Consider the following 12,289-nt stretch of genomic DNA (forward strand, 5'->3'; position numbering starts at 1 on the left):
CGATGGAGAAGCTGCCTCGGTCTGCCCGCACTGTGCCGTTCGTCAGTTCGTCCGCAGGGAGAAGCGGCCTGGTGGGTGGTGGGCTTTCAACTGCCGGTCCGTTCAGCCCTGGGACGGATCCGGCTGCGAAGGGGGGCCGATCCGGGCACCTCCGTTGATCACAGCCGCAGCGATCGAGTTTCTGTCGGCTTGCACCCTGGCGTCGCCGCCGACGACCAGGTTGCCGGGTCCGGAAGTCACGCCGCCCGGGGACGCATGGCTCGCGAGCACCTCACGCAACCGTATGGCAGCCTGCTCGCGCTCCGCGCCGTCCAGAGCTTCGAACGCCATCTCGAAGCGGGCCTGCCACTCCTGACGAAGGCGAGCCCGTTCCAGCTCAGCGGGCTCAGCAGACTGCAAGGCAGTCACAGTCCGGTCCAGCCGCCCCAATGCGGCCCGCTCGCGCTCCGCGTCGTCCCGGCCGAACCAGCGTGCCACCGCCTGACGCAGTCCGCCCCAAGTGTCCGTACCGGCCGCCGTGACCACGGCTGTACCGCCGGTCGCGGCAAGTGCCAGTAACACCTCATCGACCATCTTGTCCTCCCCCGAATAACGGATGCCCACCACGACGGTAGCGCCGAACCCTGACTGGCCACAGAGCCTTGCTGTGGAAGCTGTTGTCCTTCCGGACGTGATCGACGCGTTTCCGCTGGTCGGGGACAAGAGCGGTGATTTCGTGGAAGTGGTGGCGTGTCGGGTCGTCGCTCCCCGGGAGGTCGCGGCTGCTGTCCGTTGTCGGACTACTGGAACAGCATGGGCTCGCCGCTCGGGGTCGAGTCGACGGGCTGCGGAAGGAGGCCGACCGCATCCAGGCCGAGTTGGCTGAGGCCGAGGCGGAGTGGCCGGAACGGCCGATCGCCCGCAGGCGGGTCGATACGGTGCCGGCTCCGGACGGCGGCATCGCCGTCGACACGGCGGTCACCCCGGGATACGCGGGATACGCGGGATACGCGGGATACGCGGGATACGCGGGATACGAAGCCGCAGTCGGCGCCCCGGGACGCGGCGAAGCCGAAGTCGCAGGTGCCGGTGTGGCGTGAGGGACCGGCTTGGTCGGTGCTGTCGTGGACTACCAGCGCATCCCGCAGGCGCTCGCGGAGTGTGTCCGGCTCGGTCGACGGCCGCCGGCCTGCCAGGAGATGAGCTCAGTTCGGTATGGACGTGGTGCCGGCGCGGGTGCAGGCACTGAGGTCGAACGCGAAGCGACTGGTGGCACACGGCTGGCCGTCCGAGCCGGCGTCCAGGCCGGTTCACACTCGCCCGCGGCGTGAGCGGGCCGGGCGGCGGGTCATGCGCAGGGCCATCGATCCGCGCCACCATCGTCTCGGCGCTGGTGGTGCGGCGTTCGAAGTCGCGGACCAGGCCGCGGCTCCGCATCAGGTGGGCGAAGAGGCGCTCAACGACCCACCGCTTGGGCAGCACCACGAACCCCTTCGGACCGGCGCTGCGTCTGTTGGTGTCCTCGCCGTGCGCGGTCAGGGTGACTCCGGAGCGTGCGCCGCACACACGGCAGGTCATCGCGATCCGGAAGGAATGCGCGTTGCTGGAGTCGATGTGGACGGCGGTGCCGTCGTTGTCGAGACAGCGTGACGGCGGTGGTGCCGGCCGGGCCGGCACCAGTCGCGGTCACCTCATCACCCCACCGCTCGCTCCCGGGACCTCGGATCGAGGACCGGCCTTCGGAGACGGGTCGTGGTCTCGGACATAGACGGTGACTCGTGCCCCGTTGACATGGGTTGTTCCGTACTCGCGGAAGTGGCGCCGCAGGGTGCTTGTTTTCGCTTCCTCCTGCGGGTTGGTCAGCGAGTGCACACCCACCGCGCGGACCGCGACGATCCGGTCGAATTCCAGCATGCGTGCCGCAATATCCTGGGCGGGAAGCTCGACACCTGCAAGTGTGTTCGACGAAACGGGGTCCTGTGCCAGGGCGAGATCCGTCAGGAAACGGGTGTTCTCGGGGTTGGCCGCGGTCAGGATCCGTTGCCGGCCGGAGAGATAGAGCAGCCCGTCGCCCGGACGGCCTTCCTTGCGTACGGCGGCGCCGATGGCGGTGACGTCATTGCTCCGGCTCTGGGGCGTCCTCAGCGAAAGGCTCGGCTGGACGAGCGCGGCCAGTACGGCAACCGCCGCGAGCCACGTGTTGCGGGAAGACTTCTGCCGCCGGTGGAAGTAATCCACCCAGGCGCCCAGCAGCAACGCGATTCCGATATTGCTGTAGAGCACATACCGGTCGACGAAAAGGGGCTTGACCAGTGAGGTGATCAGCAGCAGAAGGCCCGGGAGCACAAGAATCGGCACAGCCAGCACGGAAAGCCGTACGGGCCCCCTCACCCCCAGGGGCGCTCGGGCACACGCCACGCCCACGACCGCCACCACCAGGAAATAACTTAGCCGCACCGGTCCGTCGATCCAGGACACCTGCTCCGACTGCCCCGCACTGCGGATCGCCAGTGGCAACAGCCCGGCCACCACACCCGCGGCAGCCGCACTCCACGCCCTCAGCACCGGTCGTGGAACACGGGAGACGACCAGGGTGACGCCGTGTGCAACCAGGGCGAGGACCGCGAACTCATGGAGCAGACAGGCCAGCAGCATGGTGGAGCCATAGACCGCCCACCGCCACCGGCCGCGATGCGGGACGCCGGCCACGAGCACATAGGTGGCCCAGGTGACCAGGGCACAGACCATGGCGTACGAGCGGCCTTCCTGTGCGTACTTCTGTACCTGGGGAAGGAGCGGGAACACCAGCCCGGCCAGCAGCCCGGCACGGGGTCCCGCCAGGCGTAGCGCCAGAAGCCCGACTCCGCTCGCCGCCACGGCCATTGCCAGCACGGACGGCAGCCGCAACGTCAGCAGCCCCCCGCCGAAGAAACCGAACACCTCATGCATCACGGCGTAGTAAAGGGCATGGACCAGATCAACATGCTGGGCGGTGTGCCATATCTGTGAAAGATCGCGGTGCGCGAGCTGATAGGTGACGGACTCGTCCCCCCACATAGTGTTCTGCCTGCGGATACCCCAGAGCCCCAGAACGATGGCCAGCGACAGGGGCGCGATGACGACAACGGCTTCGGCCGGGCCCGGTGATTGCCGACGGGCGGGTACGGGCGGGGAAACCGTCCTGGCCGCGGCGGGGGCACGTTCATCAAGGGACATCGGCGACAGGGCCTTTCAGCAGCGGCGAAAACACTCCGCCAGCGTGCCGGGACCTCATTGATCGGATGCTGACCCGACCTGACCGGCCGATCAGGAAGGCGGGCCGGCGCTGTGCGAGGCTGCACCACATGCGCATCCTGGTGATCGAAGACGAGGTGGACCTTGCCCACACCCTGCACACCGGTCTGACCGCCGAGGGCTACAGCGTCGACCTCGTCCATGACGGCCGGCAGGGACTGTGGATGGCCCGGACCGGCGAATACGCCCTCCAGCTGCCCGCCCCGGCCCTCCAGCCAGGCCGGCACCGGCATCGCGTCCCGCACCACGGCCCACTCCGCGTCCGTCATGTCCGACGGATACACCGGCACCCTCTCCGGGCGGTCGGCCGCGTTCCCGAACCTGTGCGCGAGACAATCGCATGACGACACGCGGGAGTTGGACGAGACGGGGACCGTCACGCAAGACTGGAACAACAGGGCCTCCTGGCACTCGAGTGGTCGCAAACCCGAGCTACCAAGGGGCCCTGTACTCATGCATCCACCCGGCCGAGATCACCCGGCCAGGGACCGTGTTCGATCAGAACCGTCCTCATGATCGATAGAGATACGGCTACTCATGCCCGCGGTCAGCTGCGATCACCCGATCGAGACTCCCGTTCGACGCGCACCCCTCAAGACCGGAACGACAACAGCTTCTGAGGATTACCAACGCTCGCTTTGGTCTCAGTGAGGTTTTCTCGGCGAAATGATCTCCGCGAAGCAGGCTGATCGGCGCATGTCCGGATAGATCGGTCCGGGCGGCCCCAGCTCTGGACAGATGTAAAGCCCCTGGTAGGACAGGTCTCACCACAAGAGCATGTCCGTAACCACCAGAGGCTTCACGTTGGTCACCTATGCTGCCACGCTCGACGTCCCGCGCCATGTCGTGGAGTACCTGTCCCGCCTGCTCGCAGCGCACCGACGGCACATCGGCACCCCACGCGGCAGCCGGGCACTGGGCCCGTTCCGGCAGGCCGTGCTGATCCTGCGCTGGTTCCGCGAGCGCGGCTGCGTGGACTGCCTGGCCCGCGGCGCCGGCGTCTCCCAGGCCACTGGCTACCGCTACCTGCACGAAGGCATCGACGTTCTCGCCCAGAAGGCCCCGGACCTGCACCAGGTCCTGGGCCGCTGCCAACGCGAAGGCATGACGCACGTAATCCTGGACGGGACTCTCATCGAGTGCGACCGCGTGGCCGGGATCCGAGAGAACGGCAACGACCTGTGGTTCAGCCAGAAACACAAGGCATTCGGCGGCAACATCCAGTTCTTGTCCGCGCCGGACGGCACCCCGCTGTGGGTCTCCGACGTCGAGCCCGGTTCCACCCCCGACATAACCGCTGCCCGCATTCACGCCCTGCCCGCGCTGTACAAGGCGGCGACCGACGGCCTGCCGACCCTGGCGGACAAGGGCTACATCGGCGCGGGTATCGGCATCCTGATCCCGGTCCGCCGCCCAAAGGGCAAGTCGGAACGGGCACTTCACGCCGACACCCGCACGTTCAACGCTCTGGTGCGGCACGTGCGAGCCCTGGGCGAGCGCACCGCCGCCGAGCTCAAGCAGCGATGGCGCACCCTGCAATACGTCACGCTCAGCCCCAGTCGGATCGGCGACATCGCCCGGGCCGCCCTCGTCCTCAACGGAATCTGGAAGTGATCACCGTTGAGAAAACCTCATTGTGTCAGCCGCTGTTACGGAGCTTTACCACTGGTTCCTCTCGTATGCCCTCTGATCTCGCTCGCCGGACCCGGCCCGTCTGGCAGTTCCGAGCCGTCCCGGCTTTGTCAGCGCTGCTTCCCGCCCTCCCCGGCGTCTCCCGGGTCGGACTGCGCTCAGCTCCCACCAGGCTACTGCGACAGCCTGGCGAGGAGGTCTTGCACCTCCTTCGATTCACCGCGCCTCACGGCGCACAGGCGCCTCGTGGCGCACCAGAGCGTACTTGAAATCGATACGGCAGCGGACTGCTTCCGCTGCCTGCCGGTCCGACAGACCCAGCAGGAACTGCAGCACGCAGACAGTCGCCAGCTGGGCGGGCGACAGACCCGGACGGCCGTCACGCGGGTACCAGGCGGCGAAGTCCTCGTCGCACCACAGCCCGTCGAGGCGGTCTCTCACCCATATCACCGTCGTACCGCCCGGGTTGCTCGCCCGCGCGATCTGCGCAGTCAGAGAGAGGACTTGCTCACCGGAACGGGGACGGAGCGACAACGCACACTCCAACAGCTGCATCGGCCTGCGGAACAGCCCCGAGCATGCCCGTTGATCATGCTGCCGCACCGGGAAACTCCAAGATCCCCGACAGAGTCAAGCTGAGCAACCTGATCCGGTGTCGGGTCCTGCTGGCCGTGCGGCACGGCGGCCCCAGCTTCCCGACCAGTGGACCAGCCGGGTACGGACCTGGTCCGGGACCCCCTCCATAGCCGACGGGTGCACAGCCCAGTACAGCCTGAGCACCTGCCAGGGAGAGTTCTGTCCATGAAGCCGAGATATCGCAGACGAGAAGATCGTTCTCGTACACCAGGCCTGGCCAGCCGGAGCGTTCGAATTCGTTCACGCGCATGATTTAGAACAGGGCAGTTCCGTCCTGCCACTGTTCTCCCATCACTTTGAACAGACCGGAGACGACGTAGAGGAGGCAGATCTGCGTGGCGATCGCCAGAACGCCGAGATTGTGCAGCGGAGTCGTGACGGCCTCCCGCCACTTGGGCAGCCGGCCTGTCAGCCACGCCGCCGCGCCGGTCGGGAACGCGAAGCGGTCGTAGCAGCGGGTCAGCAGCAGGAAAGGGGCACGGGTCTGTGCTCGCCTCCACCCGCAGGTGGAGGCGGCGGCCGACGCCGACACCAAACTGCCCGATGCTGTCGACCAGTTGACGGCTCGCATTGAGGAAGCGCCGCTCTCGTTCCGCCTGGTGCTGGACCTGCTGGACACTTCCTCGGGGGTGAACAGGATGGTCGCGGAGGTGACCATGGCCGTGGCCGACATGGCCCAATTCGCCCCGGGCAAGCACCTGGCCTCCGCGCCGGAGCCAAGCCGAGGCAGGAGTCGGCAAACCGTCACTTAGCGCACCGTTGATCCATAGGCTGTGTCCAGGGTCGGGGCGGAACTCCGGCCACGACTCACGAGGAGTGATCGCATGACTGAGGAACTGACGCAGAGGATGGGGCGCCCGAGAGCCTCGAGGCACGGCGGACGAGCGCGATGGGGGCTGAGATTAACGGCCTTAGCGGCGGGAGTGTCCGTTACTTCCAGTGGTCAGACTGGTTGGGCGGCGGCTGATCCGCTCCAGGACGAGCTGTACGTCACCGCGAGCAGTGTCGAAGCGCTGGGGAGCGACTTCAGCAGTGTCGGGCCGTTCTCCCGCACGGGCCAGCCGTATGGCCGTCTCCCATGGCAGAGCGACGACGGACGGGAAGGATGCCAGGGGATGAATGAGGCCGATGGCCCACTCGGCTACTTCGGGCCGATCGGTTCCTGGGGGCCGCTGAGCGAACTGGGGCCCCTCGGGCACAACCTCGACCCGGTCTTTCCCTGGCCGCAGCTGCCGAGCCTGAGTGATCCCCTCGGTCCGAACGGGGCGCTGGGGCCCCTAGGTCCATTGGCCGCCTACAACAGGAGTGTGCACAACCCTCCGGCCCTGGTCGGAGGGCCGCACGACTACTACCCGTGCGGTGTCCAGCTGAAGGCCGGCGGCGTTTTCGCGCCCAACGAGCCGCTGGGTCCCCTCGGCGCCGTGGGGCCGCTGGGGCCGCTGGGTCCCCTCGGCGCCGTGAACTTCAACTGCCCGCCCGACAACGACGGCAACTACCTGTGCGACGGGAAAGTGACCCGCGTGAAGGAGGGAGCCGCGCGCAAGGGCGGAACTCGTCCCTACGGGCTGTTCGAGAAGTACACCAAGCGGCAGGCCCAGCTGCTGAACGGCGAGACCGGGGAGAAGGCCAACGACACGTCGTTCATGGTCGTCGACACACCGCAGGACGGCAGCCGGGCCGGCGTGCCCGACGACTACACGTTCACCTCCCCGACGAAGCTGGAGGGCATCCAGCAGGACAGCCAGTGGCTGACGGCCGTGGTGACACCGACCAGCATGAAGCCGGATCAGTGGGATAAGAAGATCCAGCCGAACGACTACACGCTGACCTTGCGGGATGTGAACAGCGGCCGGGAGTGGACCTCGGACTCCAGCGATCGCATCAACTGGATCCACCTCCGCGTTCCCGCCAACGCCCGACTGACAGCCTCGGTTACCCTGCGCACGGACCGCGGCCACCCTCACGGCTACAACCTGACCGTCACCGGGTCCACCGACCAGTTCCAGCATCTCGGCTGCAACCCCGATGCGACAGACACGTCCGAATCCGAGCGCTACATTCACGGCAGCCACCTTGCGGCCACCCAGGTTCAGGGATCCTCCACTGTCGGTGCAGCTCCCGAGTGCAGCACGCGGGACGGAGAGTTCGACAATCCGATCGGCTGAGGACCTGTAAATCGTTCGGCCCTGTCTCACTTTCGGTGGTGACGGAGCGTGCTGTTAACCGAGGGGGATGCGGTGGCGTAGGAGGGTGAAGCCTGCTCGTCCGTGCATCTGGCGCGCGGTCCGCTTGGTCTTGGTGTTGGCGCCCTCGGTGGGGCCGTTGCTGTACGGGTGTGTGAGCGCGGCGATCACTGCCTCGTGGTCTCGCTCCAGGCCCCGGGTGAAGGCGTGCGGATGGGGCAGGTCGGCTGTGCGTACCTGGGTGATCCAGTGCATGAGTGCGTCGGCGTTCCTGCGTGCGGTGTCAGGAGCTGAGAGAAGTTGCCGATGCAGGCGCCCGGTTGGGTCGTCTCGGGGCAGGCGGGGGTGAGCCGGGCCGGGAGGCCGTGATGTTCGGCTTTGAGGTTGTCGGGCTTGGTGAGCAGCATCCGGGCGAGCCTGCGTGCGGAGATGTGGCTGCGGTCGGCTTCTGCGCGGCCCTGGTTGATGTACTTGTGCAGGAGGTTGAGGCAGCCCGTGAACCCGACTGCCTTGATCTCTGCGAAGAGGTGCAGGACAGAGACGGCGGGATCCTCGGCCCGGCGTTTGCGCAGGTGCTCGCGGTAGGGATCGACGTGTGCACTCGCTCCGACGATGCCCCGCACACCTGGCAGACCGCGGTGTCCTGCGGAGTTCGCGCCCGCACCACGATCCGCTCACCCTCGTCGGCCAGCATCCTCGATGACCAGCGGGAATAGCCCTGAAATCACCGTCCGCACAAGGTCGTTGACATCCTTCACCCAGCTGTCAACGACATGTTACGACTCTCCGTCACCACCGAAAGTGAGACCAGGCCGTTGATTAGACACTCCCCCGTAGGGCGAGGCGATGCAGCAGGGCCCCAGGCGGAGAAAGGCCTGGGGCCCTGCTGCATGTGCCGGGGCGGTCAGCCCGGGAGTGTCTATCAGACGATTGCGTCGGGCACGTCCTGCTTCAGGTGCTTGATACCCGCTCGGTGTCGTTCCAGAGCGCAGTGTTCAGGGCGTGCAGTCTGCTTCGGCGAGCACCCTGTAGATGGTGGCGACTGTGGGTGCCCGCGTCTTGGCCGGAGGGTCGATTACACAACTGACGCTGCGTGGCGAGCCGTTACCTGGGAACGGTCGGGAGGGTGATGGGAAGGTCCGCGAGGACTGTGCGCAGGCCGGCGCAGCTCTCGTCGAGCATGCGCGGCTCGGTGTCGAGGAGAGATTGGGGATGATGGTTTCGTTCGAGGGTTTCTGCATTGGTGCAGTACCGCGGGTCGTCGGAAGGCAGCGGCTGCGGAACGAAGGCGCCGTCGGGGTACTCGGTGCCGTCATCGAAGCCGTTGATCGGCGCGATGTAAGCCCAGGTGTTCTCAAAACAGATTCGAGTGACGCCTGCATCAATGAGTAGTTTGGTTATCTCTCGGACCGGCAGTTGTCCTTGGCCTATCGGGACGCCGAGGGTGTGTCGAGCGGTCGTTCCGTTTGAGGTGTAGACGATCTGGTCTTTGAGGTGGGCGGAGGTGACCCACGGAAGAACTGCGCCGAGGGTGTGGAGGGGATGGCTGTTGAGCATCATGTCGTTGCCGTAATCGAACAGAGATCGCACCCAGGGCGAGTTGACAGCTTCCAGGACAGTCGCGACCTCGGTGCAGTCAAGCTCTTCGTGGTTCTCCAGGAGAAGGTGGATTCCGTGTTCGGCTGCGATCGGCGCGGCCGCGGAAAGATTGGTGACGGCTTCCTCAACCCGGGCCCGGCGGTCGAGCGGACCTGTGGTGTACGTGCGGAGGTTTTCCGCGCCGAGCTGCTCACCGATGCGGAGCAGGTCCTGCAGGTGCTTGGGCTCTGTACCGTTGGTCTCGATGTCGATCCCCAGGCCGGCTTCGCTCAGGGCCGCATGGATGTTGGCGAAGTGCCTGGGGGTGTGTCCCGAGAGCTCGGTGTACGAGGGACCGTAGACGGAGACGTTGATGCCGTCGAATCCGCGCCGGTGTGCATCTGCGATGACGTCGAAGAAGGTGAAGTCGGGATCGTGGCGCAGGCGGAAGCGGTAGGCGTAGGTATGCACGTACATCTGGGTGTGCTGCTGTTCGGTCACGGTCACGGCGGAATTCCTGTTTCTTTTCGAGATATCGAGGTGCGGGATGAGACGGTGGGTGGGTGTCAGGTGCGGGAGGCCGCAACGAGTTGCCGGGTGTATTCGTGCGAGGGGTCGTCGAGCAGGTGTGCTGCCGATCCGCGTTCGACGATCCGGCCTTGGCGCAAAACGATGACTTCGTCAGCGAGAGAGCGGGTGAGGGCGAGGTCGTGGGTGATGAAGAGCATGGCCATGTGGCGCTCGCGTTGCAGGTTCCGAAGGAGGTCGACGACGGTTGCGGCGACTGTTGTGTCCAGGGCGGACACGACCTCGTCACAGACCAGCAGGGCGGGCTGGGCGCTGAGCGCGGTGGCGATGCTGACGCGTTGACGCTGTCCGCCGGAGAGTTGCGCTGGGTAGCGTCGTGCGAATTCGGGAGTGATGCCCACCTCGTTGAGCAGCTTGGTCACGTAGGCGGGGATTTCGCTGTTGTCGACGATGTGGTGGAGCCGGGTGGCACGCGCCACGATGTCGAAGACGGTGCGCCGTGGATTGAGCGCCGTTTCGGGATGTTGCATGACCAGCTGGATCGCGCGTCGCTGCTGTGGCGTCCGGCTGCGGGCCCGATCGGCCAGGACCTGGCCGTCCAGCTGGATATGCCCGGTGGAGTTGGGGTGCACGCCGGCGATGGCTCGAGCGATGGTGCTTTTTCCGCTGCCTGACTCGCCGACGAGTGCGAGGGTGCGGCCTGGTTCGATGGCGAGGTCGACGGCTGTCACGGCGTTGGGAGGGGCTGGTCGTCGCGACCAGCGACGTTGTGGACCGTAGCGGACATTGAGGTCTGACACGGTCAGGATGTTCCCGGTGTACGCGCCGTTTGCCGATGGAAGCCGGCGAGGTTGAGTGCTTTGCGGAACGTGCCGGAGGGTCGGTGCGGGCGGCGTCGCGCTGAGGCGTTGCCGCCAGGCGGCCTTGTAGGCGTTGGCTGCCACGAGCTTTTGAGTGAAGGGATGGTGTGGCGCGGTGAGGAGGTGCCGCGTGTCGCCTGTTTCGACAAGGCTGCCTGCCCGCATGACAGCGACTCGGTCGGTGATGGCGGCCAGCAGGGAGAGATCGTGGCTGATGCAGATGAGCGTCATGGCCCGGTCTTCGGTCAGTTGGTTGATCAACTGGACGATGCCGGCCTGGGTGACGGAGTCCAGACCGGTGGTCGGCTCGTCCAGGATGAGCAGGTCGGGGCGTTGCGCGAGGGCGAGGGCGAGCGCGACACGTTGCCGTTGTCCGCCGGAGAGCTGGTGGGGGTAGCGGCGCTCGATCTGTGCGGGGTTGTCGAGCATGACGGCGGACAGCCAGTGATGGCGCCAGTCGGCGTCCGGGTCGACTTGCTGGAGGCGGGCTACCTCGGTGAGCTGGCTGGAGATCCGCATCGCCTCGGTGAGGTTTCCGGCTGAGCCTTGCGGAACGTAGCCAATGTGTTTTCGCCACAACGCCCGGCGCTGGGAGGCGCTGATCGTGAAGACATCCTCACCGACCACACGGACGGTGCCTTCGCTCTTACGGCCGCCGGGTCGGGCGTGGCCGATCAGTCCCAGGGCGAGGGTGCTCTTCCCCGAGCCGGATTCCCCGGCGATGCCGAGCCGTTCGCCCCGTTCGATGCGGACAGAGACGTTGTGCACGGCGGGAGCGGCGGAGTTGCTGTACTGGATGCTCAGCGCCTCGGCGTGGACGAGAACACGGCTGTCGATCACGGTTCCTCCGGGGTCCGGCGACGGGCCACCGCGCCTGCGAGAACGTTCAGGGCTATGACGAGTACGGCCAGGGCGGTGATCGGCGCGAGCAGGGCCCACGGGGCGACGGTCATGAAGCTGCGGCTGTCGGCGATCATCGCGCCCCAGTCCGCGGTGGGTGGCGCGATCCCCACGCCGAGGAACGACAAGCTGCTGGCGAGAGTGATGCAGAACGAGGCACGGACGGGAAGTTCCACGGCTACCACGGTGGCGAGGTTGGGGCGGATCTCGTGCCAGAGGAGTCCCCAGTGACCCTCCCCGCGGGCCCTGGCCGCGATGATGAAGTCTTGGCGGAGGATGGTGTGCGTTGCTGACCGGAAGACTCTGACGGTCGGGATCGCCTGCACCAGGGCAAGCCCGATGATCAAGGCTGCTGTGCTGGTTCCGAAGGTCGTGATGATGACGAGAATCAACAGCATGGTGGGGATGGGCAGCAGCCCATCGACAAAGCGCGTGACGATCTCGTCCACCCATCGGTTCAGATAGGCGCTGACGACTCCCAAAAGGGTGCCGAGCAGCACTCCCAGGACCGCCGCCGTGGGGCCGATGATGAGCGCGGGACGGATGGCGTAGATCAGACGGGAGAGCAGATCACGGCCGAGCGTGTCGGTGCCCAGCAGATGGCTGGCGCTGGGCGGGATGAGCGGGCCTGCGACCAGTTTGTTCGGCGTGTACGGGGCGAGCAGGGGCGCTGCCACGGCCGCGACTACGAGGAGTGCC

At 66.6% G+C, this 12,289-nt stretch carries 9 protein-coding genes and 4 pseudogenes; 4 read left to right on the forward strand and 9 right to left on the reverse strand.

Translation table 11 applies throughout. The annotated features are described in order from the left end of the window. Positions 1-102 precede the first annotated feature (102 nt). Positions 103-606 carry a hypothetical protein gene (locus tag ABT245_RS33715; RefSeq protein WP_351741180.1) on the reverse strand — a complete coding sequence of 168 codons (504 nt, stop codon included), beginning with the start codon at positions 604-606 and terminating at the stop codon, positions 103-105. A 155-nt stretch (positions 607-761) separates the two neighbouring features. On the opposite strand from ABT245_RS33715, the pseudogene ABT245_RS46285 reads away from it, so the two are divergent. Next, positions 762-1,330, forward strand: a pseudogene (locus ABT245_RS46285) (hypothetical protein); the annotation flags it as partial. A 50-nt stretch (positions 1,331-1,380) separates the two neighbouring features. Here the strand turns inward: ABT245_RS46285 and ABT245_RS33725 are convergent. Continuing rightward, positions 1,381-1,473, reverse strand: a pseudogene (locus ABT245_RS33725) (IS5 family transposase); the annotation flags it as partial. Positions 1,474-1,665: 192 nt separating this feature from the next. Beyond that, entirely contained in the window at positions 1,666-3,195 is a 1,530-nt protein-coding gene (locus ABT245_RS33730) for a glycosyltransferase family 39 protein (RefSeq protein ID WP_351741183.1), read from the reverse strand. 128 nt (positions 3,196-3,323) lie between these two features. Between ABT245_RS33730 and ABT245_RS33735 the strand changes: the two are divergent. Beyond that, a pseudogene (locus tag ABT245_RS33735) lies at positions 3,324-3,512 on the forward strand (response regulator); the annotation flags it as partial. 565 nt (positions 3,513-4,077) lie between these two features. Then, positions 4,078-4,887: a transposase family protein gene (locus ABT245_RS33740; protein ID WP_351741260.1), complete on the forward strand. Its 810-nt coding sequence runs from the start codon at positions 4,078-4,080 to the stop codon at positions 4,885-4,887. Positions 4,888-5,121: 234 nt separating this feature from the next. On the opposite strand, the gene ABT245_RS33745 is transcribed toward ABT245_RS33740, so the two are convergent. Continuing rightward, on the reverse strand, positions 5,122-5,346 hold the full coding sequence (locus tag ABT245_RS33745) for a transposase (RefSeq protein ID WP_351741185.1): 225 nt from the start codon (positions 5,344-5,346) through the stop codon (positions 5,122-5,124). Positions 5,347-5,794: 448 nt separating this feature from the next. Next, positions 5,795-6,214 (reverse strand): hypothetical protein, encoded by a 420-nt coding sequence (locus tag ABT245_RS33750; RefSeq protein ID WP_351741187.1) that lies wholly within the window; start codon positions 6,212-6,214, stop codon positions 5,795-5,797. A 442-nt stretch (positions 6,215-6,656) separates the two neighbouring features. Here ABT245_RS33750 and ABT245_RS33755 point away from each other — a divergent pair, with 442 nt between their 5' ends. After that, on the forward strand, positions 6,657-7,706 hold the full coding sequence (locus ABT245_RS33755; RefSeq protein WP_351741190.1) for a hypothetical protein: 1,050 nt from the start codon (positions 6,657-6,659) through the stop codon (positions 7,704-7,706). 54 nt (positions 7,707-7,760) lie between these two features. On the opposite strand, the pseudogene ABT245_RS33760 reads toward ABT245_RS33755, so the two are convergent. From ABT245_RS33760 to ABT245_RS33775, 4 genes and pseudogenes are all read right to left on the reverse strand, one after another. Next, positions 7,761-8,317: pseudogene (locus tag ABT245_RS33760) on the reverse strand (transposase); the annotation flags it as partial. Between the two features lie 511 nt (positions 8,318-8,828). Next, on the reverse strand, positions 8,829-9,809 hold the full coding sequence (locus ABT245_RS33765) for a sugar phosphate isomerase/epimerase family protein (RefSeq protein ID WP_351741193.1): 981 nt from the start codon (positions 9,807-9,809) through the stop codon (positions 8,829-8,831). Positions 9,810-9,868: 59 nt separating this feature from the next. Further along, the gene (locus ABT245_RS33770; RefSeq protein WP_351741196.1) at positions 9,869-11,530 is read right to left on the reverse strand and encodes an ABC transporter ATP-binding protein; all 1,662 of its coding nucleotides are present in this window, start codon (positions 11,528-11,530) and stop codon (positions 9,869-9,871) included. After that, entirely contained in the window at positions 11,527-12,267 is a 741-nt protein-coding gene (locus ABT245_RS33775; RefSeq protein ID WP_351741199.1) for an ABC transporter permease, read from the reverse strand. The genes ABT245_RS33770 and ABT245_RS33775 overlap by 4 nt, the downstream gene beginning before the upstream one ends. Positions 12,268-12,289: the final 22 nt, after the last annotated feature.

Source organism: Streptomyces sp. NPDC001508, from assembly GCF_040298665.1.
Lineage (GTDB): Bacteria > Actinomycetota > Actinomycetes > Streptomycetales > Streptomycetaceae > Streptomyces.